The following is a 25,484-nucleotide window of genomic DNA, read 5'->3' on the forward strand; positions in this document are numbered from 1 at the left end:
GGTTCTCTTAGGAGCGCGCGACGCGGAAGCCGGCGAAGTCCTGGCTCACCGGCATCAGTTCGAGGCGGTTGATGTTGAGATACGGGGGCAGTTCGGCGATCCAGCGGATCGTGTCGGCGATGTCCTGCCCGGTCATCGGGTCGGCGCCGCGATAAAGGTCGTCCGAAGCCTGCTGGCTGCCCGTGCGCACCACGGTAAACTCGGTCTCGACCATGCCCGGCTCGATGCTGGTCACGCGCACGCCGGTGCCGTGGAGGTCGGCGCGCAGGGCTAGGGTGAAGTGGTTCGCGAAGGCCTTCGACCCGGCATAGACGTTGCCGCCCGGATAGATGTAGCTACCAGCCACCGAGCCAATCGCGATGATCGCGCCCTTGCGCTCGATCAGCACGGGCAGGAGCTTGCGGGTGAGCACTACCATGGCCGTCACATTGGTGTCGATCATGGTCTGCCAGTCGTCGAGATCGGCTTCCTGCGCGGGCGACAGGCCCTGCGCGAGACCGGCGTTGTTCACCAGCAGGTCGATGCCCGCGAAGTCTTCGGGCAGCGAGGCAATCGCCGCATCCATCGCGTCGCTATTGCGCACGTCGAAGCACGCGGCATGCACCTTGTCTGCGCCCAGCTCGGCAACCAGCGCGTCGAGCCGCTCCTTGCGCCGCCCTGTCGCCACGCAGCGCCAGCCGCTCGCGACAAGCGTGCGCACGGTTGCCTCGCCAATGCCAGCGGTGGCTCCGGTGACTATAGCGGTCCTCATTGGGAAGTCCCTGCTGTTGGATATCGTGTGCTGTAGATTTCCTCGATCGCGAGAAATGGGGTGGGCCGTCCAGGCTCGGGATAGTCGGCAGGCGCAGCCATCTCGTCTACTGAGACTCGTACTGTCGTTAGTACATCGACACCTGAGTACGGGGCCAAATGCGAGAGGGTGCGAAACAAATTCTTAGTCTGCTCAGGCAGGTTATGCCGGAAACCGACAAGCAGCACCTTGCCCTCGCAATCGGGGTGTTTCGCGACCACGCCGTGCGGTTGGATGTCGTAAAGAACTAACTCTGTCCGATAGGACCGCGATTTGAGTTCGAGGCCGCCAGTGGCGATCTCACAAAAATCTGTCAGCGTCTGCTTCGGTGTCGAGACGCACCCAGCAAGAGCAGCTGATAGGAGGATGACAACTAACCTCACCCGCGCAGCTCCGCGCCTTGCTTGGCGGCGTTCTTCACGATGTTTTCCGAGATCGCCTTGATCTCCTCGTCGGTGAAGCTCTTTTCCCCCGGCTGGAGGACGACTTCGACCGCTACCGACTTCTTGCCTTCGGGCACTCCCTGTCCGGCGAAGACATCGAACACGCGCGCATCGACGATGGCCTTCTTGTCCGCGCCGCGCACCGCCTTCACGAGGTCGCCAGCTGCAAGGTCTGCGGGGACGAGGAAGGCAAAGTCGCGGGTGATTGCCTGCAAGGCGGGGGGCGAGTAGGTCGCGCGCGCAAATCCGCCGCCGCCCTTCTTGCCCGGAATCGCATCGAGGAAGATTTCGACCGCCATCACCGGCCCGTCGATGTCAAAGGCCTTGAGCGTGTTCGGGTGGATTGCGCCGAAGCGGGCAAGCACATTCTTGGGGCCGAGGCGCAAGGTGGCCGATTGGCCGGGGTGGAACTGGTCGCCAGCCTCGCCCATGACCATGAGGTTGCCGACCGGCGCGCCAGCGGCCTCGAGCAGCGCCACGGCTTCGGCCTTGGCGTCATAGGCGTCGAACTTCGCCGCCTTGCCGCTGGCCCAGCCGCGCGGGGTCTTCTCGCCCGAGAGCACCACGCCCAGCGTCGGCTTCTCATCGCTCGCACCGTCTTTCCCGCGGAAATAGCGGCGGCCGATTTCGAACAGGCGCGCACCATCCGCACCGCGATCGGCATTGCGCTTTGCCGCCGAAAGCAGGCCGGGGATGAGCGAGGGGCGCATGGCCTTCATGTCCTCACTGATCGGGTTTTCGAGCACCCACAACTTGTCCCGACCATCCTGAGCCTGTCGAAGGACGAAATGCTCGGCCTCGGAAGGCGGCAGGAAGGACCAGGTGATCGCTTCGTTGAGGCCGCGCGCGGCGGCTGCACGGCGAAGTTTTCGCTCCATTTGCTGCAGCGGGGTCGCGGTCGGCAGCGCCACGCCCGGGCGGCGCGGCAGCGGCGTGCTCTTCACCTCGTCGATGCCGTGGATTCGCACGACCTCTTCCACCAGATCCGCCGGACCTTCGATGTCGTGGCGACGCGGCGGGCAGGTGACAGTCCAGTCGTCCGCCACGCTAAAATCGAGCGCTTCGAGGATCGCGCGCTGCTCTTCCTGCGCCACGCCCAGCGCGCCGAGGCGCTCGGTCAGGCGGGGGTCGAACTTGATCGTCTTGGCGTCGGTCGGCGGCGTTCCTGCACGGACCACTTCGGTCGGCTCGCCGCCGCAGGTCTTCAGGATCAGCTCGGTGAGTATGGCGAGGCCATCGTCGAGGAATTCGGGATCGACACCGCGTTCGAAGCGCGTGCGCGCGTCCGAGGCAAGGCCCAGATTGCGGCCCGTCACACCGATGCGCTCGGGATCGAAATAGGCGATCTCGAGCAGGACGTCGGTGGTGGCCTCGGTCGCTCCCGAATGCTCGCCGCCCATGATGCCGGCAATGTCGTGGACGCCCTTGTCGTCGGCGATCACGGTCATGGTGTCGTCGAGCGTGTAGGTCTTCTCGTTGAGCGCCTCGACTGTCTCGCCGTTCTGTGCACGGCGAGCGACGACGGCTCCCGAGAGCTTGGCAAGGTCATAGACGTGCGCCGGACGACCGAAGGCGAGCATGAGGTAGTTGGTCGCATCGACCAGCGCCGAGATCGGGCGCTGGCCCGCCGCGATCAGGCGGCGCTGCATCCAGTCGGGCGATGCCTTGGTGTTGTCGACACCGCGAATGACGCGGCCGTAAAACGCCGGGCAGCCTTCCGGATCGTCGGTGCGGATTTCGACCGGGCACGCACCCGAAACCGCAATGGCCGAGGCTTCGACCGGCTTGAACGTACCGAGGCCTGCCGCCGCGAGATCGCGTGCGATGCCCTGAACGCCCATGCAATCGGGGCGGTTCGGCGTGATCGCCACGTCGAACACCGGCGAAGCATCATGGTATTCGGCGAAGGTCTGACCGACCGGTGCATCCTCGGGCAATTCAATGATGCCATCGTGCTCTTCGCCCAGCTCGAGCTCGCGCACCGAGCACATCATGCCGTTCGATTCGACGCCGCGGATCGCGCTCTTGCGCAGTTCCATGCCGTTCGAGGGGACCACTGCGCCGGGCAGGCCCAGCACGCCCTTCATTCCGGCACGCGCATTGGGCGCGCCGCAGACGACCTGCAGCGGATCGCCCTCACCCGTGTCGACGGTGAGCACCTGCAGCTTGTCGGCATCGGGATGCTTGGCCGCGGTCAGCACCTTCGCGATGCGGAAGCCTTCGAGCTTGTCGGCCGGGTCTTCGATGCCTTCGACCTCATGGCCGATTCGATTGAGCGCAGCCGCGATGTCCGAAACGCTCGCGTCGGTTTCGAGGAAGTACTTCAGCCATTCGAGCGAGAACTTCATGCGCCTGCTCCCACGCCTGCAGAAAGCGTCGGCTGGTCGAAGGGCGAGAAGCCGTAGTGGTCCAGCCAGCGCTGGTCGCCGTCGAAGAAGGCGCGCAAATCATCCATCCCGTATTTGAGCATTGCGAGGCGGTCGACGCCTACGCCGAAAGCAAATCCCTGCCACTCGTCGGGATCGAGCCCGGCGAATTCGATCACGCGACGGTTGACCATGCCGCTGCCGAGCAGCTCCATCCAGCCGTGACCCGGCGCATCGCCGTCGCCGCCGAGGACCTTGCGGCCGTTGACGTTTTCCCAGCCCACATCGACTTCGACCGAAGGTTCGGTGAAGGGGAAGTAGGAGGGCCGCAGGCGCAGCACGATGTCGTCGCGCTCGAAGAAGGCCTTGAGGAAGGTCTCGAGCGTCCACTTGAGGTGGCCGAGATTGATGTCGCGGTCGATCACGAGGCCTTCGACCTGGTGGAACATCGGCGTGTGCGTCGCGTCGCTATCGGAGCGATAGACGCGGCCCGGCGCGATGATGCGGATCGGTGCGCCCTGCTTCATCATGCTGCGGATTTGCACGGGGCTCGTGTGGGTCCGAAGCAACATGCGGTTCCCGTCGGCGTCGCGGTCGGGGAAATAGAATGTGTCGTGCATGGCGCGCGCGGGGTGCGTTTCGGCCATGTTGAGCGCGGTGAAATTGTGCCAGTCGTCCTCGATCTCGGGACCGGTGGCGACCGAGAAGCCGAGGTCGGCGAAGATTTCCGCCAGCTCGTCCATCACCTGGCTGACCGGGTGGACGCTGCCCTTGGGCGCTTGCGGTGCAGGCAGGGTCAGATCGAGCCGTTCGGAGGCCAGCCTGCGCTCGAGCTCTTCCGCTTCGAAGGCATCCTTACGCGCGGCAATCGCGTCGGCCACCGCCGTGCGCGCGCCCTGAATTTTCGGCGCCTGTTCCTGACGTTCCTCGGGGCTCATCTTGCCTAGCGTCTTCATCAGCGCCGAGATCGAACCCTGCTTGCCAAGGTACTCGATACGCAGCGCTTCGAGCGCTTCGGCATCGTCGGCAGCGGCAATACGGCTGAGCGCGGAATCCTGCAGGGTGGCCAGATCGGTCATGAATCTCTCGGCTGGAGTGGGTGTGCGCCGCTGCCTCTAGCGGTGAATGCGCAAATGCTAAACCCCAGTTTCGTCCTCGATGACCTGCCCCGGCCCTTTGAGCGCCTGGTGCGGCACGCCCACGCTGGCCGCGGTTACCGCAACGGCGGCTTCGACGATGGGATGCGGGGTCTGCGCATACTCGCTCGGCGTCATGCCCATCGTCGCCTTGAAGTCGCGAATGAAATGCGCCTGGTCCCAGTAATGCGTGTCGAGCGCGTTGGTCCATTTCATCGACGGATCGAGCATGTATTTGCCCAGACTGCGCAGGAACCGCTGCTTCTTGAGCAGGGCGCGCGCGGAAAAGCCGAAATGCCGCTTGCAGAACCGCTCGAAGGTGCGCGGGTTCTTGCCCGCCATCGCTGCGAGCGGCGCGACGGAGGTGGTGTCCTCCGAGAGCAGGCTGAGATGCACCGCGTGGATCGTGCTTTCTTCCTGCGGGCGCCGGCCGAGCTGGTCGCGGAAGCAGCTGTTGATACGCTCGGCGGAGGCTTCCATGTCGTCGCCATCCTCGCGCAGGGTATCGAGCAGGTCGGCAATCGGCTCCAGCCCATCGACGCTGCGGATGTCGCGGAAGCTGTTGGCCATATCGGAGGCCTGGTGACCGATCAGCCGCGCCCAGCCGGCCGGCGTCAGGCCGATCCCCCAAAACTGGCCATGGCGAATGCGCAACCGCGTCACCCGGTTGGTCGCGCCCGACAACACGGCCAGGGGAACATCGACAAGCGGGTCGTCGCCGATCGCGGCCTCGTAGATTTCGGCCGTTCCCGTGCGAAGGTTCGCCTGTTCCGGCGGAAGCCAGTCCTCGACCAGCGTGCCTTCCGCCACTTCGGTCCGGTAGCAACCGAGCGTATAGGGTGCGAGATCGGGGGCGAGGCCGATGACCCTCAGGCGCAGGCCTGAACGGCTGAATTCGTTGATGGCGGGTCCGGAGTCGCCCATGCGCGCCCTATCGAACCGGATTGCCCCTGTTGGCAAGGGCTAGCGGGCTAGGCCTCTTTCCGATGCGAGGGCGCGGCGGGTCGCTGGAGGACCTGCATAGCCTCGCCTGCCGCCGCCATTCGCGCCTTCGCCGCCGCCGACAGGACCGGATGGTCGAGCGCGGCGTATTCGCTCGGCGTCATCGTCATGAAAAAGCGGAAATCACGCACGAAATGCGCCTGGTCGGTGTAATGCTGGTCGAGCGTTTCGAGCCATTTCATCGAAGGGTCGAGCATGAATTGCGCTAAGCTTCTGAGGAATCGCTGGCGCCTCAGCAGGAGTTGCGGCGAAAAGCCGAAAGCGTCCCGGCAGAACCGTTCGAGCGTGCGGGTCGACATCGAGGCGCAATGGGCGAGGTCCGCCACGCTGTGCGTCTGCGGATCGACCAGCGCCGCCTGCACGCGCACGATCGCATCTTCGCGGCGCGCAGGGGCCGCCAGCAGTTCGCGCATGGCAGCGGCGAGACTCTCGACCTGCTGCGCGGGCTCTGCGTCTTCACGCGCCATAATCGGTTCGAGCCGGCGCAGCCCGGCCAGTTCGTCCAATTCGAACGGATCGGAGATGCGGTCGGCCAACTGGCGCGCCGAAAGCGGAGTGAGGCGGGCGAGACCAAGCGGCAGGATACCGATCCCCCAGCTATGCGACGGCAAGGCCTCGAAACGCGTGTTGCGGCTGGTCGGTCCGGTGAGGCTCAAGGGCGGTATCGGCATCGGCTCGTCTTCGCCCACCGAGGCCTTGCACGCGCCTTCTGGGAAATAGCGCAGATTGGTCCATTCGGGATGGAGGCGATCGCGCACCGGCTCGTTCCGGCTACCCGTCACCTTCATCGAATAGAAAGTGCTGAGGAACGGCCGTAGGTCCTCCGGCGGGAGGAAGAACTGAAGCGAGACCCGCGGATGCCCGCCCGCAACCTGTCCGCTCATCCCGCGTCCTCGTCGAGGTCTCCGTGGCGCGGCACGTCGAGGGTCTGCACCGGCGAGCCCCACACGCGCTGGCGTTCGGTCATGAAGGCTTCAAGCACCGGGTGGGGGCGCTGCGCATACTGGCTCGGGCTCATGCCCATGAAATTGTGGAACTCGTGCACGAAATGGGCCTGGTCGTGGTAATGCCGATCGATGGTCTCGGACCAGTTCTGGCTGTCGGACAGCATGAAGGCGGCAAGGCTGCGCATCATCCGCTGGCGCCGCAGCAGAAGGCGCGGCGGAAAGCCGAAATGGCGTGCGCAGAGCCGCTCCAGCGTGCGCTTGGTCAGGCCGACCGTATCGGCCAGCGCGCCGACTTCGAGCAGGAAGGGATCGATCATCGCCTCGTGTACCTGCAGGATCCGCTCGGCATCCTTGGGCATGGGCGCCAGTTCGCGGAAGAACCAGGTGATCGCGGTGAATTCCTCTTCCGGCGACATGCCGGGCGCATCGACGATGTCGAGCAGCGGCAGGAACTTGGCGAAGGCCTCGCTGTGCTCGCCATCGCAGATCGTGTCGGCGAAGCCATCGGCGGGCATCTGCACGAATCGCGCCCAGCCGAGCGGGAGGAGGCCGATTCCCCACATGGTGGTCGACCCGATCTCGAAGCTCATGGGGTGCGAACTGGGGCCGGTCGCCTGGAAGCGCGAGGACACCGGATCGCCGCCGAGAAGCGGCTTGGCGACAGGCGGATTGTCCTTGAAGAACCGCAGGTTGGCCCATTCGGGCTGGAGCAGATCGGACAATATCTCGCCCGGCGGCAAGCGAACTTCCATACGGTAAAAGGTGGTGAAGCAGGGCGCGAGATCGTCCGGCGGCGCGAAGAACCGCACGCTGATGGCCTTGGCGCCGCCCTGTTCCCCGGCACTCCTCATGCACGCAGCGTACCGTATTTTGGAGGCCGCCTCCATATCCCGCAAAGAAAAACGGGCGCCCTCCACTTGGGAGGGCGCCCGCTTTTTGTTCTTGATCGCGTAAACGATTAAGCCGGAAGGGCTTTCTTCGCCTGTTCGATGATCGCCTTAAAGGCTGCGCCTTCGTTCATGGCGAGATCGGCCATGACCTTGCGGTCCAGCTCGATGCCGGCCAGCTTGGTGCCGTGCATGAACTGCGAATAAGTCAGGCCTTCGGCGCGAACGGCCGCGTTGATGCGCTGGATCCACAGGGCGCGGAAGTTGCGCTTCTTAACCTTGCGGTCGCGATAGGCGTACTGGCCGGCCTTTTCGACCGCCTGGCGCGCGACGCGGATGGTGTTCTTGCGGCGACCGCGATAGCCCTTGGCCTGGTCTAGGAGCCGCTTGTGCTTCTGGCGCGTGGTAACGCCGCGTTTAATGCGAGGCATATCAGATTCTCCTTAATTCGCGATCAGTCGAGGCCGTACGGCGCCCACTTCTTGACGGCTTTCCAGTCTGCTTCGGACAGGACAGTCGTGCCGCGGTTCTGGCGGATATACTTCGCGTTGTGGCTGGACAGGCGGTGGCGCTTACCGGCGACACCATGCTTGACCTTGCCGGTAGCGGTGAGCTTGAAGCGCTTCTTCACACCGCTCTTGGTCTTCAGCTTGGGCATTTTCATCTCCTAATCGGAATCGAATCAGAGACACGTACAACCAGCCCTGGCAGCCCTTACGGCCAGACCGGCAGAGGAATCACGTGTCGGTGAAGGCCGCGCAAATAACGATTCCTGCGCGCAATGCAAGCGTTGCGGTGAGGTGGAAGCGCCCTAAAGTGTATCAGGGTCGCACCGCAGATCGCGGAAAGGCACGCGCATGGCTTACACCTATCTCGATGAACTGACCACGAAGGGCGTGCGCGAGGCGCAACGCGAGAACGATGCGCGCGAGCAGTGGGAAGGGTTTTCCGGCTCGCGCGAGTTCACCCGGTTCGACGAAAATGCCGCCGCCTTCATCGCGGCCCGCGACAGCTTCTATATCGCCAGCAATTCGCAAAGCGGCTGGCCCTATCTCCAGCACCGCGGCGGACCGCCCGGCTTCATCAAGCTACTCGACGATCGCCGCCTCGGGATCGCCGATTTCCGGGGCAACCGGCAGTATATCACGCTGGGCAACAGCAAGGAGGACGACCGCGTCTCGCTGTTCCTGATGGATTATCCGCGGCGCAAGCGGATGAAGGTGCTGGCGCATATGAGCGTGCACGGCGCCGCCGATGCCGCCCTCGCGCGGACGCTCGTCGACGAGGATTATGGCGCCACGGTCGAGCGTTTCCTGGTGTTTACGCTGGTGGCCTATGACTGGAACTGCCCTCAGCACATCACGCCGCGCTTCACCAAAGTGGAACTGGCGGAGACGATGTCCGTGATCGAAATCGAGCTTAAACGCCTGCGCGCAGAGAACGCAGAGCTACGAGCGCGGCTCGGCGAGTAGTCCAGTCAGAAGTGGGTGACGTAGCCGCCGTCGACGATCAGCGTGTGGCCGGTGATGTAGGAGGCTTCGGGCGAGGCGAGGAAGGCCACGGGTCCGGCGATTTCCTCGGGTGTGGCCCAGCGGCCGAGCGAGGTACGACGCGCGAGGTGGTCGGCGATTTCGGGACCATCGGTGAACCATTCCTCGTTGCGTTCGGTCAGCACGAAGCCGGGAGCAACCGCGTTCACCGTAATCCCTTCCGGCCCAAGCTCTGCTGCCAGCGCGCGCGTCAGCCCGTCGAGCGCGGCCTTGCTCGCCGTATAGGAGGCGTCGCCGCGCGCGATGTGCGAGGCGATCGAGGTGATGTTGACGATCCGCCCATAACCGCTCGCGCGCATCAGCGGCACGGCCCTTCGCGCCAGATCGAAGGGGGCGACGAGATTGCTGTCCATCAGCCGCGCCATATCGCCCCGCTCGATATTCTCGAAGCTGCGACGGTCGCGTTCGCCGACATTGTTGACCAGGATGTCGAGCCCGTCTTCGGCAAGGCGTTCGAAGGCGGCAGCGGTGGCGGCCTCGTCGGTGACGTCGAAGGCGAGCGGGCGCGCATCGCCTTCCAACCCGGCGCAAGCCTTCTCGAGCGCGGCAAGGTCGCGCCCGCCCAGCCATACGCTCGCCCCGTCGGCGGCGAGGCGCGAAGCGATGGCGAGGCCCAGTCCCCGGGCCGCGCCTGTCACCAGCGCGCGGCGCCCTTCGAGTTTTCCCCCTGTCGTCATGTCAGTCTTCGTAGATCATCTTCACCGTCATGCCACCATCGATGTTGAGATGCTGGCCGGTGACGAAGCTGGCGTGGTGGAGATAGTCGACAGCCTCGGCGATGTCCTCCGGCTTGCCGATCCGCCCGGCAGGGTGCTGGTCGCGGTCTTTCGCGCGGTGATCGGGATGCGAGCGCGCGCCGCTCTTCTGCCACGGCCCCGTCTCGATCCAGCCGGGGCGGATCGCGTTGACGCGGATCGCCGGGCCGAGAGTGACCGCCATCGAATGCGTCAGGGCGTCGAGCCCGCCCTTCGCCGCCGCATAGGCAAAGGTTTCCGGCTCGCTCATGATTGCGCGAGTGGAGGAGATGTTGGCCACGCTGGCGCTCTTGGCACGCCGCAGGTGCGGGAGAGCGGCGCGAGTAACGAGGAAGGCGGCCGTCAGGCTCGCATCGATCCACTCCTGCCAGCTGGCGAGGTCGAGATCCTCCAGCGGACCGCAATAGGGATCGGCGATGCCCGCGTTGTTGACGAGGCAATCGAGCGGCGCGTCGCCCAGCCACTCCGCAATGCGCTCGAAGGCACGGGCGACCTCGCCCTCGCGCCCGACGTTGCAGGTCAGCAAGAGGGCGCGCTCGCGCGGCAGGGCATCGCGCAATTCGGCCAGCGCTTCGCTATCGGTGTCGAGACCGATGGTGCGCCAGCCCTTTCCGGCAAAATGCATCAGGATCGCACGCCCGATGCCATTGCCGGCACCGGTCACCAGCAGGGTCATATCCATATCCATGCTGGTTCAATGCATGAGCCGATGAAAAAGGGGCGAGGCGCCTTGCAGCGCCCCGCCCCCAATCGCTTTGCAGCAGATCCTGCCTTAGAAGCGCAGGCCGAGCGCACCGCCGAAGTGGCGACGCTGCACGTTCACGCCGTCGAACTCGCCGACGTCGGCGTAGCCGCCTTCGATGCGGCCGTAGAAATTGCTGCCGAAGCCCTGCTCATAGCCGAGAGCAAAGGCGATGCCGCCGTTGCTGTCGCTGATCGTGTCGATGCCGTCGGTGGCTTCGAGTTCAAGCTCGCCGTAGCCGAACTTGCCGTAGAGGGCGCCGTCGGGATTGATTGCGTAGCCGAGCGAAAGACCGGCTTCGAAATAGCTTTCGCTGCTCAGGCAGATGCCGTCGACGCAGGTTTCCACCGTGCCGAGTTCATACTGCGCATAGGGGCCGACCGTAAGGTCGCCGCCGATGGCTGCGTCGTAACCGACTTCGCCGCCCCAAGCCATGGCGCTGCCCAGCTTGTAGACGTCGCCGCTCTCGATGATCGAGCTGACGGTCGGGGTTTCGTAAGTAGCACGCGCTTCGATGCGGAAACCGTCGCGAGCGTAGTTTTCGTAATCACGATCCTGCGCCTGTGCAGCGGCAGGCACGACAACGCTCGCCATTGCGAGCGCGAGAACAGTCTTCTTCATGTAACTTATGCCCTTTGAAAAATCGCTATTCGAGTAGCGATTCCACATTTTATCTCGCCACCGGTTAGAGACGAGTAAATTTGCGAAGCGGGGTTCGAAAAGCCACAGCTGTTGCGCTAATGCCGCAAATCCATGGCCTCGAGCACATCCTCCAGGCGCGCAGGATCGCCGATCGCCAGCGCAGTGCCGTCGCTTTCGGCGTGTAGCGGCTCGCCGCGCCAGTCGCACATCATCCCGCCCGCGCCTTCAACGACCGGGGCGAGCGCCGCAAAATCGTGCAACTTCAGGCCCGCTTCGCAAACCAGATCGACATGGCCGCTGGCGACGAGCCCGTAATTGTAGCAATCGCCGCCGTAGATGATCTTGCGCTCCGCCACGGCCTTGGCGAGGCCCATGAAGTGGTCGGCCTCGTGGTCGGAAAACTGGTGCGGCGTGGTGGTGGCAAGAACGGCGTTCGCCAGTTCGCGGCAACGGGCCGTCGTCACCGGCTTGCCGTTGAAGGTCGTTCCTTCGCCCGTCCGCCCGGCCCAGCGTTCGCGGCCGATAGGCTGGTCGATGATGCCGAGTACGGGGAAACCGTCCTGCACCAACGCGATCAGGGTTCCGAAAATCGGTCGTCCGGCGATAAAGCTGGTGGTTCCGTCGATGGGGTCGAGCACCCACTGGCGACCTGCCTGTTCATTGCGAATGCCGTATTCCTCGCCGATGATGCCGTCGTCGGGACGCTCGGCCTCGATCAGCTGGCGCATGACCGCTTCGGCAGCGCGGTCGGCTTCGGTCACGAAGCTCTTGTCGGACTTCTGCTCCTCGTCCCAGTCTCCGCGGAACAAGGGTCGGATCGCTTCACCGGCAAGGTCGGCGAGGCGATGGGCGAGATCGAGGTCGGAACGTGTAGCCATGTCTGCGCATTTGACGTTCGAGGGGCGCGGGTCAAGACGCCCGTGCCATGACACAGCCTCACCCTTGAGGGTCGCACCCTAAGGGGAGTTCGCAATCGGACACGGTTCTGCCAGTGCCCATGGCAAGCGAAGCCCATCCGCGTCTTCGTCGGCGCTCGTTTCAACGACGGGCCTGACCCGGGACGGCCATCCGCTCGCCTACAGTCGCCCGCCAGCCGCCGACATCGCGCCATGGGTGCAATCGCTCGCGGCCGTCGACATCGTCACCGACAAGGTGCGCAGGCAGTGCGGTTTCTTTGCCGCCAATCCGGTTATCCGCGTGTTCCTGCGAGGCAAGTGGCGCCTCGAAACGGCGGGCGGCCCGCGCGAATTCGACACGGCCGAAGGCAATCGCACAGTCTATTTCGGCCCCCAGACGAGAGAAATGCCGGTGGAGGTGCAGGGGCCGATCCGCTTCCTCCTCCTCCAATTCCACCCCGGAGCCCCGCCACTCGACCAGAGCAAGACCCATGAGGCGACGCTCGACCGTGTAGAATGTTTCGACAGCGGACTTCCGCCGTCTATCCGGCGCACGGCCTACGATCCCTCCGAGCCCCGCGAAAAATGGCTCGACACCTTTGAAGCGCTGACCCGCGAGGTCCTGTTCACGCGGGTCGACAACGAACCGCCGCCGCTGGCTCACGATATCTATCGCCGTATGCTGATTGCGCCGGACATCGATCTGCAAGAGATAGCCGAGCGCTTCGGGGTCAGTCGCCGCACGGTCGAGCGGCAGGTGCGCACCAGCTTCGGCATCAGCCCCAAGCAGGCGACCCGCCGTGCGCGCGCTCTGGATATGGCAGCTGCCCTGCTCGGCGTTGCGATGCCCGAAGAAGAGGCCAGCTTCCGGCTACGCTATTTCGACCAGTCGCACATGACGCGCGAGATCCAGCACTATTTCGGGACTTCGCCCGGCGCACTGGCACGGCAGGAGGCGATCCTCTTGCGGATTGATCTGGAGATACGACAGATGCGCAGGCTGGAAGCCATGGGCGAACTCGGGATTACCGAACCGCCTTGGCGCGATCCCGCAGCCGAGCCTGTCCCGCCCGAAGGCTGGGACCCTTCGATCTAGTCGAACAGCGAACTGACCGAGCTTTCGTCGGCAATGCGGCGCACGGCCTCGCCGATCAGCGGCGCGATGGTGAGGATGCGGACCTTATCCGAATCCTTGGCCGCATCGGTCGGCTTGATAGAATCGGTGATCACCAGCTCGTTCAGCGCCGAACCGTCGACGCGCGCAACCGCCCCGCCCGACAGAACGCCGTGCGTAATATAGGCCGTGACCGAAGCCGCGCCCTGGTCGAGCAGCGCCTGCGCCGCGTTGCACAGCGTGCCGCCCGAATCGATGATGTCGTCGATCATGATGCAGTGGCGGTTGGAGACGTCGCCGATGATGTTCATCACCTCGCTCTCGCCCGGCCGGTCACGGCGCTTGTCGACGATGGCCAGCGGCGCGTTGTCGAGGCGCTTGGCGAGCGCGCGGGCGCGGACCACGCCGCCGACATCGGGCGAGACGACCATCAGATCCTTGTCGCCGTAGCGCGCCTGGATATCGGCAGCCATGACCGGCGCGCCGAAGAGGTTGTCGGTCGGGATATCGAAGAAGCCCTGGATCTGGCCGGCGTGAAGATCGACGGCGAGGACACGATCGGCGCCGGCTTCGGTGATGAGATTGGCGACCAGCTTGGCCGAGATCGGGGTGCGCGGGCCGGGTTTGCGGTCCTGCCGGGCATAGCCGAAATAGGGCACCACCGCCGTAATGCGGCGAGCCGATGCGCGCTTCAGCGCATCGATGCAGATCAAAAGCTCCATGAGGTTGTCGTTCGCGGGATAGCTCGTGGACTGGACCACGAACACATCCTCGCCGCGCACGTTCTCGTGAATCTCGACGAAGATTTCCTCGTCGGCGAAGCGGCGCACGCCGGCATCCACCAGAGGCATTTCGAGATAGCCCGCAATCGCCCGGGCGAGCGGCAGGTTCGAATTGGCGGCCATGATTTTCATGTAAGCGAATCCCCGTCGGAAGCTTTCGGTGCCCCCCGCCTAGCCGAGCGTCATGGGATTGCAACATCGCCCTACCCGTCGCCAGTGGAAAGCGCGGGGCAGGCCCGGTCGGCTACTTCCCGCGCCTGACGAGCCGCCACACTAGCCCAAGAATGGTAAGTCCCGCACCTCCTGCCATCAATCCGTCCGACAGGGCGCTGTCGCGTCCGAAAGCGGCCTGCTGCGCGGGGCTCGGATCGGGATAGGGAATGCCGGCGAAGAGTACGCCGTAAAGGAACCCAGCCAGCATCAGCAGTCCGCCCAGAAGGATCGCCGCATTCGCAAGGGTCTTCGACATCGGACGCATCAGCCGACGCGATGTTCGCCCCTGATCCAGCGGACCGTACCGGAGCTCGCGCGCATCACCACGCTCTCGGTCGTCATGGTGCCGCCCCGGCGGTACTTCACGCCTTCGAGCAGCGATCCGCTCGTCACGCCGGTCGCGGCGAAGATGCAGTCGCCCTTCACCAGGTCGTCGCGCGTGTAGATGCGGTCGAGGTCCTCGATCCCCCACTTCGCCGCGCGGGCCTTTTCATCCTCGTTGCGGAAGACAAGGCGGCCGTTGAACTGGCCCCCGACACAGCGCAGCGCGGCGGCGGCCAAGACGCCTTCGGGCGCGCCGCCCTGGCCCATGTACATGTCGATCGTGGTGTCCTCGTCGGTCACCGCGATCACACCGGCCACATCGCCATCGCCGATCAGCACGACGCCGCAGCCGAGGCCGCGCAGTTCGGCGATCAGGTCGGAATGGCGCGGGCGGTCGAGGACGCAGACGATAATGTCGGAGGGGTCCACGCCCTTGGCCTCGGCCACCGCTTTCACATTCTCGGTCGGCGATTTGGCGAGGTCGATGATGCCCTCGGGATAACCCGGCCCCACCGCCAGCTTGTCCATATAGACGTCGGGCGCGTTGAGCAGGCAACCTTCCGCGCTGGCGGCCAGCACAGCGAGCGAGTTGGGGCCCGCTTTGGCAGTGATAGTCGTGCCTTCGAGCGGGTCGAGCGCGATGTCGATCTTCGGTCCCCTGCCCGGCGCGCCGCCAACCTTCTCGCCGATGAAGAGCATGGGCGCTTCGTCACGCTCGCCTTCACCGATCACCACCGTGCCATCGATCTCCAGCGTGTCGAAGGCCTTGCGCATGGCCTCCACCGCAGCCGCATCGGCGGCCTTTTCGTCGCCGCGACCGATCAGCTTCGAAGCGGCCACGGCAGCGGCTTCGGTGACGCGCACCATCTCGAGGACTAGGACGCGGTCGAGAGGGTTGGAAGTGGGCGAGTTCATGGGGGGTTCAGTCCTTGAAGCCAGAGGTGTGCGGGCCGGCAAGGGCGCGCGTGAATTCGTATGCGCGCGCCGATAGACAGGGAGGACCGGATTGTCGAGACGTAGCCCGACGGCGCTGGGGATGGCCCTCGCCCTCCTCGCTTCCGGAGCGGGCGCACAGGAGGCCGATCGGGACACGGCGCTCGAAGCGCAAACGGGCGAGCCGCCTGAGACCATCGATCTGACAATCCGCTCCGAGGACCTCGAAGTTAACTATGAAGATTGCACCGAGGACCAGGAAGCCGCGATCATTTCGGGCGAGATCATCGTCTGCCGCCGCAAAAGCGAGCAGGAAGATCGCCTCTATTCCAACGAAGAAGCGCAGGATCGGCACGCGCAGCGGACCATGCATCAAGGCGATCCGCAAGCTCCGGACATGTTTGGCATCCCGAACCACGGCGTTGTGGTCGCTCGCGGGTGCTTCATCCCGCCTTGCCCTAAACCGCCGGTTCACATGATCGATTTCGACGAATTGCCAGAGACGCCAAAGGGCTCCGATGCGGAGCGGGTCGGCATGGGGCTCGCCCCGCGCGGGCCGCGCAGGACCGAGGACGGGGCGATGCTGATAGCCGGTGAGCCCGCCCTGCAGGCCAACGCCGACGAGCTCGGACTTCCGCCGCCGCTCGCCGGGGAGGAGAGCGATGTCAGTCCTTCAGGATCGGCATCACCAGAGGCGGAGCCGTCAGGCTAGCCGAGCCTTCGAGCAGATCGAGCGCCTTCCCGACGCAATGCTCGGGCCCTTCGTGCGTGACCATGGCAACCGCCACATTGCCCCCTTCGGTGTCGCGTCCACGCTGGATCAGGCTCTCGATCGAGACGCCGGCGTCGCGCATGGCCGCAGTAATCTCGGCCAGCACACCCGGGCGGTCGGCCACCGTGAAGCGGATATAGTCGCGCCCGATGCGCTCGCCCGGATCGGCAGGAGCGCATTCGACGAGGCTGGTACTGGGCACCGAGAAGGGTGCCCCGGCCTGCCCGCGTGCGATGTCGATGAGATCGGCCACAACGGCGCTGGCCGTCGGCTTGTCGCCCGCGCCCGCGCCCTGAAACAGGAGGCGGCCCGAGAAATCGCCCTCGGCCACAACCGCGTTGGTCGGGCCGGTGACGGCAGCGAGTGGGTGACGGAAGGGAACGAGGCAGGGCCGCACGCGCTGGAGAAGCCTACGCGCCTCGCCCTCGCCCGAGAGCGTGGCGATGCCGACGAGCCGGATCACGTAGCCGAGGCTGTCCGCCTGCGCGATATCGTGCGCGCGGACCTGCGTGATCCCTTCGGTGCGCACCGCCTCGAAATCGATCCGCGTACCGAAGCCGATGGCGGCCAGAATGGCGAGCTTGTGCGCGGCATCGACGCCCTCGATGTCGAAGGTCGGATCGGCCTCGGCATACCCCTTCTCCTGCGCGCTCGCGAGCATTTCGCCGAAGTCCGCACCGGTCTGCTCCATCTCGGAGAGGATGTAATTGCAGGTGCCGTTGAGAATGCCGTAAATCCGGTCGAGCGCGTTGGCGGCTGTGCCTTCGCGCAGCCCCTTCACCACCGGGATCCCGCCCGCAACCGCCGCCTCGAAAGCGAAAGCGGCCTGCTTCATCGCCGCCAGTTCCGCCAGTTCGAGCCCGTGGTGGGCGACCATGGCCTTGTTCGCGGTGACGAAACCCTTGCCCGCATCGAGCGCGGCGCGCGCCAGCGTGAGCGCCGGTCCGTCCGACCCGCCGACGAGTTCCAACACCACATCGACATCGGCGCGCGTGGCCATGGCCTGCATGTCGTCGACCCAGGCATAGGGCGAGAGATCGACACCACGATCCTTGCCGCGTTCGCGCGCGGTGACGGCGACGATCTCGATCGGCCTTCCGGCACGCGCAGCGATCATGTCGCGATTGGTCTCGATCAGCCGGATGACTCCGACGCCGACCGTGCCGAGGCCGGCGAGCGCGATACGCAGAGGTTCAGCCATCCACCGTCTCCCGTGCCGGGAATCCGAAGGCGCGGCGCACCGTGTCCGGCACCGGCGTCGGGCGGCCTTCGGGCAGGTCGACATGGACGGTGAGCAAGCGGATTTCGGCGCGCAAACTCCCGTCTTCCGCACCATGGAGCGTGATGAACGTCTTCATGCTCGACGCGCCGATCGATTCAATTGTCAGCCGGCCCTCGATGAGCTCGTCGAGCCGGATTGGAGCGAGGTAATCGACCTCGGCCTTGCGCACGTGGAATTCGACATCCTCGGGCATGCCGCGGGTGCGGGCCTCGCGAAAATGCTCGCTGACGAGAATGTCGGCGTATTCGAGATAGCGCGAATTGAAGACGACGCTCTGCGGGTCGACCTCGGCATAGCGCACGCGGAATGTGTGGCGGAATGGCTCCATGGGCCACCGCCTAGCGCAAGGCGTGAGGCAGCGGGAACCAGTTTGTCTTTGGACAGCCTAAGCTGGGCGTTCAGCCCGGCGCGCGGATCACAGCGAGCGCTGGCAGCTTCCCAGCTGTTCGAGCACGAAGGCGTAATCGCGCGCGGCAAGTTCCCGTGCGCGCGGGTCGCGCGACAGGTTGGCCTCGCTCGGCAGTTGCGCCGGCAGCGTGCAGGCGAGGCGATACCAGGCCAGCGTCTGGGCCTGCGGCGGGCGGGCCGACTGGTCGACGATCTCGGTCCAGGAAACGCCCCAGCGCGGCTGCTGGTTCGGACGGCGCACGACGGTGATCGAAACCGGCCCGTCGTTTTCGGTGTCGAGGAAAAGCTGGGTTTCCGATTCGCCTACCAGCGTGCCCTCGACCGCGAGCGCATCGGCCACGCGGGTAACGCGGGGCGGCGCGTCGGGAGCGACAAGCGAGGTGAGGACCGGACGCAGGCGCGATTCGAGATCGGCGCTGTAGATCTGCTGCGCGCCTTCGCCCACAAGCTGGAGCTCGCCCGGGCGCCCGGGGACGGTGCGCGCAAAAAGGAGCACTTCGGTTTTCTTGAGCTTGGGCGCCTTACCCTTGCTGGTGAGCGGGACATCGACGAGATAGCGCAGTTCCTCGCCCAGAGGTACGTCGCCCGCGATCAGCGCCTTTGTCCGCGCCTCGATGTAGAGACGCACATGACCCTGCGCGAGGCCCGGCGACCGCTCTGGCTCAAGTGCGGCCTGGTCACGGATTTCTGCCCGCACGACGAGCGGGGCAGCCTCCGCGAGACCGACGAGATCAGCATAGGTCAGAGCTGCGACATCGGATGCGGGCGCATCCTGTGCAACCGCGGGAACCGTCAGGGCCAGCGTCAGGGCTGCAGCGATAGAAGGAAGTGCTTTCATGACCTGCGGTCAATCCTCTCGTGAAATCCGTTGTTTGGGCTACTCGGAAACTTCGCGCGCCCGTCAAGCGTTCCCTGACCGACACGCCGTGAATTCGTCCTTAACCGATAAAGCGTTTGCCCAGTATGCCTCGCAAGGCTAAGGCGTGCACCAGAACCGGGTTCATGATACAATATTGCCTGAGAGTTGCCTTTGGCGAATTTATCAGGAACAAGCCCGGATAAGCGCCGACGTTCCTTTACGGGTTCGCCTAGGTGTGATTACGGAATGCGGCGCCGGGGACACAGTCTTGTGTTCACCCCCACGGCGTCGAACTTGGCCCGGTGCGAATCGGGCAGACACGATGGAGTGATGCAACCGAATGGCTTATGCTGACCAACAGATGAGTGGGAATCGCGTCGTCGCGATCATCATCGTTGCCCTCATACACATTGCCCTCGGTTACCTGCTTATCACCGGACTGGCCGTCGATGCGGTCAAGAATGTGGTCGAGCGTGTAACTACGATCGATGTGGATGAGCCCCCGCCGCCGGAGCCGGAAGACGAACCGCCGCCGCCGCCGCCGGAAGATATCCCGCAGACCGTGCCGCCGCCCGTCGCGCCGCCGCCGCCGATCAATATCGCGCGTACGCCGCCGCCGGTGCAGGTCACGCCGAATATTCCGCCGCCGTCACCGCCGGCAATCCGCATTCCGCCGCCGGCACCGCCGGCTCCGGCTCCGGCACCGCCGGCTCCGCCTTCGCAGGCGCGTGGCGCATCACCAGACGGCATCGGCCGCTGGGCTGCCCGCATCCAGGGCGACTATCCTTCCAGCGCGCTTCGTCGCGAGGAACAGGGGACCGTCACCATGCGGATCACGATCGGGGCCAACGGCCGCGTCGAGGCCTGCGCAGTCACTGGCTCGTCCGGGTCGAGCGCGCTCGACCAGGCCGCTTGCCGCGGGATGCAGCGTTACGCACGCTACAACCCGGCGCTTAACGCCGCTGGCGATCCGATTTCCGATACCACCACGCAATCGATCCGTTACGTCCTGCCCGACTAGGGACTTCGGCAGGTAACAGACGCAATTTTCTAGAGGACTTTCGCTTATGTACATCCAACTTCTTACCGCGGCGGCCGAGGCCCCCAAGAGCTCCTTCGGCTTCTGGGAAGCCATGGAAGAAGGCGGCCCCGTCGCCTGGTCGATCCTTGCCGTCATGGTCATCATGTCGGTCGGTTCGTTCTACATCCTCTTCACCAAGCTGTTCGAGCAGAACAAGGTGATGAAGCAGTACAAGAGCGTGCGAACCAACTTCTGGCGCACCAACAGCCTCAAGGAAGGCGCGACCAAGCTCGACAAGAACAGCGCATGGCGCCAGCTCGTCGACGATGCCCTCATCGCCGAAGAGAAGCACGCCAAGCTGAGCGACCAGATGGAAGCGCACGACTGGATGCACGGTTCGCTGGCCCGTTCGGAGCACGCCATCCAGGCGAAGCTCAACGGCGGCCTCCCGTTCCTCGCGACCGTGGGCGCGACCGCTCCCTTCGTCGGCCTGCTGGGTACGGTTATCGGTATCTACCGCGCCCTGATCAACATCGGTGTTGCCGGTTCGGCCTCGATCGACAAGGTCGCCGGTCCCGTCGGTGAAGCGCTGATCATGACCGCCATCGGTCTGCTCGTCGCCGTTCCTGCCGTGTTCGCCTACAACTGGCTGCAGAGCCGCAACCGCAAGATCTTCGACATGATGAGCGGTTTCTCGACCGATCTTCTCGCCAACATCAACTCGGGCGGCACCATCAAGCCGGCCACGATGACGGCAACCTCGACGCAGACCGCAGGCAAGGCCGCTGCTGGCCGTACCGTTCCGGGCGCCAAGCCCGCAGCCGGCACGACCACCACGACGACCACCACCAAGCGCTAAGACGAGCGGCGCGGGTCCGAAACACGGATCCGCGCCCTCCTCTTCGCAAGCGTGTGAAATTCAGTACGGATAGGATGTAAGCTATGGCGATTTCGATGGGAGGCGGCACTGAGACGCCCATGTCGGACATCAACACCACGCCGCTTGTCGACGTGATGCTGGTGCTTCTGATCATCTTCCTCATCGCGGTCCCGGTCGCGATCCAGACGATCGATCAGTTGGAAATCCCGGTTCTCGAATCGGTTGAATCGAAGGACAAGGTCGAGAACCTTCTGCTCACGGTCAGCACCAGCGACGAAAACGGTCTGAGCGCGGGCGACACCGGATATACGGGCGCCTCGCGCAATGGCGAGTGCCGCATCTACTTCAACAACATCACCCCCGTGACCTCGCAGGAACTCTATGACGAAGCGTTCAAGCGCCTCGACACGATCGTCCAGCGCGCAGGCGGACCCGAAGCGATCATGAACGATCCCGAGGCGATCCCGCAGGTTCACATCCGCGGCGACGTCAACGCCCCGTGGTCGTGTGTCGCGGGTGCGATCTACAACGTCCAGGCTGCCGGTTATCCGACTGTCGGCTTCATCTCGAACCCGATCGATCCGAACGGCTGATCGCCCGCAGGCGTATCGGTCCCGGTTCAAGAATTCAGGAGTAACCCACCATGGCAATGGCAGGCGGCAAGGATGATGGCGCCCCGATGATGGAAATGAACATGACGCCGTTGATCGACGTCCTGCTCGTTCTCCTCATTATGTTCATCATCACCATCCCGGTCGCGACCCACTCGGTCGATATCGACCTCCCGCAACCCAACCCGACCCCGGAAGACATCACTGTCGAGCCGGACAAGAACAAGCTCATCCTCACCCAGGATGATCGCATGTTGTGGAACGGCGAGGAGATCAATCAGGGCCAGCTCGTCACGCTGCTGCAGCAGTCGCTGACGATCAATCCCGAGCCCGAGCTTCAGTTCGAGCCCGAAGCGCTCGCCAGCTACGATCTGTCGGCGCGCACGCTGCAGATCATCAAGGCCAGCGGCGTGACCAAGTTCGGCTTCGTGGGCAACGAGCGCTACCGCACCTTCGGCAAGGCCGGAATGCAGTAAGCCAAGGCTTGCAAATCGATTACGGGAAAGGGGCGGAGCAATCCGCCCCTTTTTCTTTGCCTGCGCCCCTGAAGACAGCCTGCACGCGAAAGAACCCGCTCGCTACGGCTGCGGCCACCCTCGAAATTCTCGCCCCCTTGACCTCTACCTCATATTTGTGATGTTATTACATCAAATAACGAGGAGATGGCCGATGCCCTATGGAATGCACCGCAGCCCCGCTCACCAGCCGATGTTCAGCGATATGAACGTCACGCCCTTCATCGACGTGCTGCTGGTGCTCTTGATCATGTTCATCATGGTCATCCCCATCGCCACCCACGCCCTGCTCATCCCGCTCCCCGACGCTCGCGGCAAATTCGAGGTGCGCGACACCAACGTGGTCCATATCGACCGCAACGACGCGCTCTATTGGAACGGCAACGCTCTCGACCGCCAGGAATTGCTCAACCAGCTCGTCACCGCCGCCGAGGTCGATCCCCAGCCCACCCTCCGCTTCGAACCCGATGCGCGCGCCAGCTATGCAACCTCCGCCCGCACCATCGCCCTCATCAAGGATTCGGGCACCGAGAACTTCGCCTTCGTCGGCAACGAGCGGTACAAGGACTTCGGCAGGTGAGAAGCAGCACGGTCCGTCGCCGACGCCAACGGCGCTATCGGCCACCGCCCCTGCCGGTAGATGGGCCGATCCACCGGATCCCTCACCTCCCGATACTGATATTCTGCTCCATCGTGACCTGTGTGCTGCTGGTGCCAAATGGGATGCTCAGATCGCATGCCGTGATGATCGACCTTCCTTTCCCCTCGTCCTCGCCTGATCTCGCGCTTGGCTTTCCGACCGACCGGATCATCCTCACAGATGATTCCCAGGCCCTCTGGAATACCGTTCCCGTATCGACAGACGAATTGACCGACCTTCTGGTCGAGCGAGCGGAGCGCGGCGATAGGTCGGGACTGGTCTTCGATCCCAGCGGATCGGTCGATTACGACAGCGCCCTGCGCGTTCTGGCGCTCATCAAGGCCACCGGGAATGCCGAGGCGGGCTTTTGTTTTGGCGACCTCTCCCCCTATCGCCACTTCGACAAATACCCCGGCCCACCAATACCCCACGGGGAAAGCGATATGCGGCCCTGCAATCCTGCCGCCGACAGCCGCTTCGACCAACCGCCGCGCATGCCGGGCATAGTTACAGCCCCGGCAGATCCTCCACCCGCATAGCCGCGCCTGCAAGGCTTTCGGCTTCGAGCAACAGTTCGTCGTCCACCGACCCCTGCGGCGTCGCCTCGCGACCGATCATTACCATGACGGGCACGGCAAGCGGGCTGACGCGATCCAGTTCGACATGGACCAACTGTTCCGCCGAACGGTCGAGCAGATCGCCCAGCCGCCCCACATCGGTCATCCGCGTCCGCGCGTCCGCCCATGCGGCCTCAAGCAACACATGGTCGGGCTCGTATTTGCGCAGGACGTCGTAGATGAGGTCGGTCGAGAAGGTGACCTGCTTGCCCGTCTTGCGCTTGCCGGGATGCTGCCGCTCGACGAGCCCGCCGATGACCGCGACCTCGCGGAATGCGCGCCGCAGCAGGTGCGAGTTCTGCACCCACTCGATGAATTCGTCCTGCAGGATGTCGGGCGAGAGCAGCGGCGCAGGGTCCTCGACCGGCTTCAGCCCCCACACGGCGAGGCTGTAATCATTCGCCACGAAACCTCCGGGCAGCAGCCCCCTGTCCTCCATCCGCCGTGTAATCAGCATGCCGAGGCTCTGGTTCGCGTTCCAGCCCTCGAAAGTATAGTAGACCGAGTAATGACGCTTGGCGTGGGGGAAGCTCTCGACCAGCAATTGTCCCGGCCCCGGCATCTGGCTGCGCCAGTCCTGCACCTCCAACCACTCGCGCACGTCGTCGGGGAAGCGTGCCCAGCCCGCGCGATCGACCAGCATGGTCCTCACCCGCTCGGCAAGGTGCGTTGTCAGCGGCATGCGCGCGCCGCCATAGCTCGGTATCATCGCATTGGAGGTGGCGGCTTTTACCAGCACCTCCATGTCCTGCAGCTTGACCACTTCGAGGCTCATGCCGGCAAAGGCGAAGGTATCGCCTGGCGATAGCTGCGCGGCGAAGCGCTCCTCAATCTTGCCGAGGCTGCGCCCGCCCCGCCCGCGGCCTGAATTGATGCGCACCTCCAGCATCTCGCTGTCGATGATGATGCCCGCATTGAGGCGATGCCGCGCGGCCTGTTCGGGATGGGTTAGCCGCCACACCCCCTGTTTGTCGCGCACGATACGCTTGAACTTGTCATAGGCCTGCAGCGAGTAGCCGCCGGTGGCGACGAAGGTGAGCACGCGCTCCCACACCTCCTCGTCGACCCAGGCATAGGCGAGGCTGGAGCGCACCTCGCGCAGCAACTCGTCCTCCTGGAACGGCGCGGCGCAGGCGCAGGCCATGACATGCTGGGCGAGCACGTCGAGACCGCCGGGGCGGAAGTCCTCGCCATCGCGCTTGCCCTCGTCGACCGCCTCCTTGGCCGCGGTCGCCTCGAGGAATTCGAACCGGTTGCCCGGGACCAGCAGCGCGCGGCTAGGCTGGTCGAGCCGGTGATTGGCGCGCCCGATGCGCTGCAGCAAGCGGCTGGAGCCCTTGGGCGCGCCCATCTGCACCACGAGGTCGATATCGCCCCAATCGACGCCGAGGTCGAGGCTGGCAGTCGCCACCAGCGCGCGCAATTCGCCCCGCGCCATCGCGCCTTCCACCTTGCGCCGCGCCTCTTTCGACAGCGAGCCGTGGTGGATGCCAATGGGCAGGTTCTCCTCGTTCACATCCCACAGGTGCTGGAAAATATATTCGGCGAGGAAACGCGTGTTGGTGAAGACCAGCGTCGTGTTGTTGCGCCGGATTTCCTCGTAAAGCTGCGGGATGGCCCAAGTGGCCGCATGACCGCCCCAGGGCACGCGCTGTTCCTCGGGCAGCAGGATCTCGACCTCGGCAGGTGCGCCCTGTTCGCCCTCGACGAGCTCAACACTGTCAATATCACCCCACGGCGCGAGCCATTCGCGAAAACCCTCCGGCCCCGCCACCGTCGCCGAGAGTGCAGCACGCTGCATGTCGGGTGCAATCGCCTGTAATCGCGAGAGGGCAAGTGCGAGCAGGTCCCCGCGCTTACCGGTGGCGAAGGCATGGACTTCGTCGATGACGATGCGCTTGAGGCCGGAAAACATTTCGAAGCTGTCGGGATAGGACAGCAGCAGAGACATGCTTTCGGGCGTGGTCAGCAGGACATTGGGGGGCTTGGTACGCTGACGCTTCTTACGGTCCGAGGGCGTGTCCCCGCTGCGCGTCTCGACGGTGAGCGGCAGACCCATTTCCTCGACCGGCGTGAGAAGGTTGCGCTGCACATCATGCGCCAGCGCCTTCAGCGGTGAGACGTAGAGCGTGTGGAGACCTTCAGGCGGCTCACCCCCGGTGCGCGAAGACGCAAAGGCGGCCAGCGTCGGCAAGAATCCCGCCAGCGTCTTGCCCGCACCCGTATCGGCCACCAGCAGTGCATGGTGCCCCGCATCGCTTGCGCTGAGCATCTCGGCCTGGTGCCGCCGCACGCGCCAGCCGCGGCCGGCGAACCAGTCGGCAATCTCGGGCGGGATCTCGGCGGCGCTCACGCTA

General features: G+C 64.8%; 28 protein-coding genes. 9 read left to right on the forward strand and 19 right to left on the reverse strand.

Going from position 1 to position 25,484, the window contains the following annotated elements; genetic code table 11:
- Positions 1-7: 7 nt before the first annotated feature.
- The 8 genes from K3148_RS04660 to rpmI form a co-directional block, all read right to left on the reverse strand.
- A complete protein-coding gene (locus K3148_RS04660) occupies positions 8-751 on the reverse strand; it encodes an SDR family NAD(P)-dependent oxidoreductase (protein ID WP_221426150.1) in 744 nt (247 codons plus the stop codon).
- 418 nt (positions 752-1,169) lie between these two features.
- Entirely contained in the window at positions 1,170-3,581 is a 2,412-nt protein-coding gene (gene pheT, locus K3148_RS04665; protein ID WP_221426151.1) for a phenylalanine--tRNA ligase subunit beta, read from the reverse strand.
- Positions 3,578-4,678 carry a phenylalanine--tRNA ligase subunit alpha gene (gene pheS, locus K3148_RS04670; protein WP_221426152.1) on the reverse strand — a complete coding sequence of 367 codons (1,101 nt, stop codon included), beginning with the start codon at positions 4,676-4,678 and terminating at the stop codon, positions 3,578-3,580. Before pheS ends, pheT begins: the two co-directional genes overlap by 4 nt.
- Before the next feature lie 57 nt (positions 4,679-4,735).
- Positions 4,736-5,659: a helix-turn-helix domain-containing protein gene (locus K3148_RS04675; RefSeq protein WP_221426153.1), complete on the reverse strand. Its 924-nt coding sequence runs from the start codon at positions 5,657-5,659 to the stop codon at positions 4,736-4,738.
- 47 nt (positions 5,660-5,706) lie between these two features.
- On the reverse strand, positions 5,707-6,621 hold the full coding sequence (locus K3148_RS04680) for a helix-turn-helix domain-containing protein (RefSeq protein ID WP_221426154.1): 915 nt from the start codon (positions 6,619-6,621) through the stop codon (positions 5,707-5,709).
- On the reverse strand, positions 6,618-7,535 hold the full coding sequence (locus tag K3148_RS04685) for an AraC family transcriptional regulator (RefSeq protein ID WP_221426155.1): 918 nt from the start codon (positions 7,533-7,535) through the stop codon (positions 6,618-6,620). Before K3148_RS04685 ends, K3148_RS04680 begins: the two co-directional genes overlap by 4 nt.
- Positions 7,536-7,642: 107 nt before the next feature.
- A complete protein-coding gene (rplT, locus tag K3148_RS04690; protein ID WP_067464943.1) occupies positions 7,643-8,002 on the reverse strand; it encodes a 50S ribosomal protein L20 in 360 nt (119 codons plus the stop codon).
- Positions 8,003-8,025: 23 nt separating this feature from the next.
- Positions 8,026-8,229, reverse strand: a complete 204-nt coding sequence (gene rpmI / locus K3148_RS04695; protein ID WP_221426156.1) for a 50S ribosomal protein L35 — start codon at positions 8,227-8,229, stop codon at positions 8,026-8,028.
- Between the two features lie 199 nt (positions 8,230-8,428).
- On the opposite strand from rpmI, the gene K3148_RS04700 reads away from it, so the two are divergent.
- On the forward strand, positions 8,429-9,043 hold the full coding sequence (locus K3148_RS04700; protein ID WP_221426157.1) for a pyridoxamine 5'-phosphate oxidase family protein: 615 nt from the start codon (positions 8,429-8,431) through the stop codon (positions 9,041-9,043).
- 5 nt (positions 9,044-9,048) lie between these two features.
- On the opposite strand, the gene K3148_RS04705 is transcribed toward K3148_RS04700, so the two are convergent.
- From K3148_RS04705 to hisN, 4 genes are all read right to left on the reverse strand, one after another.
- The gene (locus tag K3148_RS04705) at positions 9,049-9,798 is read right to left on the reverse strand and encodes an SDR family oxidoreductase (protein ID WP_221426158.1); all 750 of its coding nucleotides are present in this window, start codon (positions 9,796-9,798) and stop codon (positions 9,049-9,051) included.
- 1 nt (position 9,799) lies between these two features.
- Positions 9,800-10,564: an SDR family NAD(P)-dependent oxidoreductase gene (locus tag K3148_RS04710; RefSeq protein ID WP_221426159.1), complete on the reverse strand. Its 765-nt coding sequence runs from the start codon at positions 10,562-10,564 to the stop codon at positions 9,800-9,802.
- Between the two features lie 84 nt (positions 10,565-10,648).
- The gene (locus K3148_RS04715) at positions 10,649-11,239 is read right to left on the reverse strand and encodes an outer membrane beta-barrel protein (protein ID WP_221426160.1); all 591 of its coding nucleotides are present in this window, start codon (positions 11,237-11,239) and stop codon (positions 10,649-10,651) included.
- Positions 11,240-11,355: 116 nt separating this feature from the next.
- The gene (gene hisN, locus K3148_RS04720; RefSeq protein ID WP_221426161.1) at positions 11,356-12,138 is read right to left on the reverse strand and encodes a histidinol-phosphatase; all 783 of its coding nucleotides are present in this window, start codon (positions 12,136-12,138) and stop codon (positions 11,356-11,358) included.
- A gap of 235 nt (positions 12,139-12,373) precedes the next feature.
- Here hisN and K3148_RS04725 point away from each other — a divergent pair, with 235 nt between their 5' ends.
- The gene (locus K3148_RS04725) at positions 12,374-13,252 is read left to right on the forward strand and encodes a helix-turn-helix transcriptional regulator (RefSeq protein WP_221426162.1); all 879 of its coding nucleotides are present in this window, start codon (positions 12,374-12,376) and stop codon (positions 13,250-13,252) included.
- On the opposite strand, the gene K3148_RS04730 is transcribed toward K3148_RS04725, so the two are convergent.
- From K3148_RS04730 to glpX, 3 genes are all read right to left on the reverse strand, one after another.
- On the reverse strand, positions 13,249-14,184 hold the full coding sequence (locus K3148_RS04730; protein ID WP_221426163.1) for a ribose-phosphate pyrophosphokinase: 936 nt from the start codon (positions 14,182-14,184) through the stop codon (positions 13,249-13,251). The two genes, K3148_RS04725 and K3148_RS04730, sit on opposite strands and share 4 nt — an antisense overlap.
- 112 nt (positions 14,185-14,296) lie before the next feature.
- A complete protein-coding gene (locus K3148_RS04735) occupies positions 14,297-14,521 on the reverse strand; it encodes a hypothetical protein (protein WP_221426164.1) in 225 nt (74 codons plus the stop codon).
- Positions 14,522-14,529: 8 nt separating this feature from the next.
- Entirely contained in the window at positions 14,530-15,504 is a 975-nt protein-coding gene (gene glpX / locus K3148_RS04740; protein ID WP_221426165.1) for a class II fructose-bisphosphatase, read from the reverse strand.
- 91 nt (positions 15,505-15,595) lie between these two features.
- On the opposite strand from glpX, the gene K3148_RS04745 reads away from it, so the two are divergent.
- Complete coding sequence (locus tag K3148_RS04745) at positions 15,596-16,234, forward strand: hypothetical protein (protein WP_221426166.1); 639 nt, start codon at positions 15,596-15,598, stop codon at positions 16,232-16,234.
- Here the strand turns inward: K3148_RS04745 and K3148_RS04750 are convergent.
- The 3 genes from K3148_RS04750 to K3148_RS04760 all read right to left on the reverse strand — a co-directional run bounded on the left by K3148_RS04750 (position 16,188) and on the right by K3148_RS04760 (position 18,822).
- Positions 16,188-17,495: a homoserine dehydrogenase gene (locus K3148_RS04750; protein ID WP_221426167.1), complete on the reverse strand. Its 1,308-nt coding sequence runs from the start codon at positions 17,493-17,495 to the stop codon at positions 16,188-16,190. The two genes, K3148_RS04745 and K3148_RS04750, sit on opposite strands and share 47 nt — an antisense overlap.
- Positions 17,488-17,904, reverse strand: coding sequence for an acyl-CoA thioesterase (locus K3148_RS04755; protein WP_221426168.1), 417 nt, complete (start codon positions 17,902-17,904; stop codon positions 17,488-17,490). Before K3148_RS04755 ends, K3148_RS04750 begins: the two co-directional genes overlap by 8 nt.
- An 87-nt stretch (positions 17,905-17,991) precedes the next feature.
- Entirely contained in the window at positions 17,992-18,822 is an 831-nt protein-coding gene (locus tag K3148_RS04760; protein WP_221426169.1) for a hypothetical protein, read from the reverse strand.
- A gap of 382 nt (positions 18,823-19,204) precedes the next feature.
- On the opposite strand from K3148_RS04760, the gene K3148_RS04765 reads away from it, so the two are divergent.
- From K3148_RS04765 to K3148_RS04790, 6 genes are all read left to right on the forward strand, one after another.
- Positions 19,205-19,864, forward strand: coding sequence for an energy transducer TonB (locus K3148_RS04765; protein ID WP_247711644.1), 660 nt, complete (start codon positions 19,205-19,207; stop codon positions 19,862-19,864).
- A gap of 46 nt (positions 19,865-19,910) precedes the next feature.
- On the forward strand, positions 19,911-20,723 hold the full coding sequence (locus K3148_RS04770) for a MotA/TolQ/ExbB proton channel family protein (protein WP_221426171.1): 813 nt from the start codon (positions 19,911-19,913) through the stop codon (positions 20,721-20,723).
- An 83-nt stretch (positions 20,724-20,806) separates the two neighbouring features.
- Positions 20,807-21,337 (forward strand): ExbD/TolR family protein, encoded by a 531-nt coding sequence (locus K3148_RS04775; RefSeq protein WP_221426172.1) that lies wholly within the window; start codon positions 20,807-20,809, stop codon positions 21,335-21,337.
- Positions 21,338-21,387: 50 nt separating this feature from the next.
- Entirely contained in the window at positions 21,388-21,831 is a 444-nt protein-coding gene (locus tag K3148_RS04780) for an ExbD/TolR family protein (protein ID WP_221426173.1), read from the forward strand.
- 193 nt (positions 21,832-22,024) lie between these two features.
- A complete protein-coding gene (locus K3148_RS04785; RefSeq protein ID WP_221426174.1) occupies positions 22,025-22,450 on the forward strand; it encodes an ExbD/TolR family protein in 426 nt (141 codons plus the stop codon).
- A 113-nt stretch (positions 22,451-22,563) separates the two neighbouring features.
- Complete coding sequence (locus tag K3148_RS04790) at positions 22,564-23,049, forward strand: ExbD/TolR family protein (protein WP_221426175.1); 486 nt, start codon at positions 22,564-22,566, stop codon at positions 23,047-23,049.
- Here K3148_RS04790 and K3148_RS04795 read toward each other — a convergent pair.
- Complete coding sequence (locus K3148_RS04795; RefSeq protein ID WP_221426176.1) at positions 23,018-25,480, reverse strand: ligase-associated DNA damage response DEXH box helicase; 2,463 nt, start codon at positions 25,478-25,480, stop codon at positions 23,018-23,020. The two genes, K3148_RS04790 and K3148_RS04795, sit on opposite strands and share 32 nt — an antisense overlap.
- Between the last annotated feature and the right edge of the window lie 4 nt (positions 25,481-25,484).

Source organism: Qipengyuania aurantiaca (assembly GCF_019711375.1).
GTDB lineage: Bacteria > Pseudomonadota > Alphaproteobacteria > Sphingomonadales > Sphingomonadaceae > Qipengyuania > Qipengyuania aurantiaca.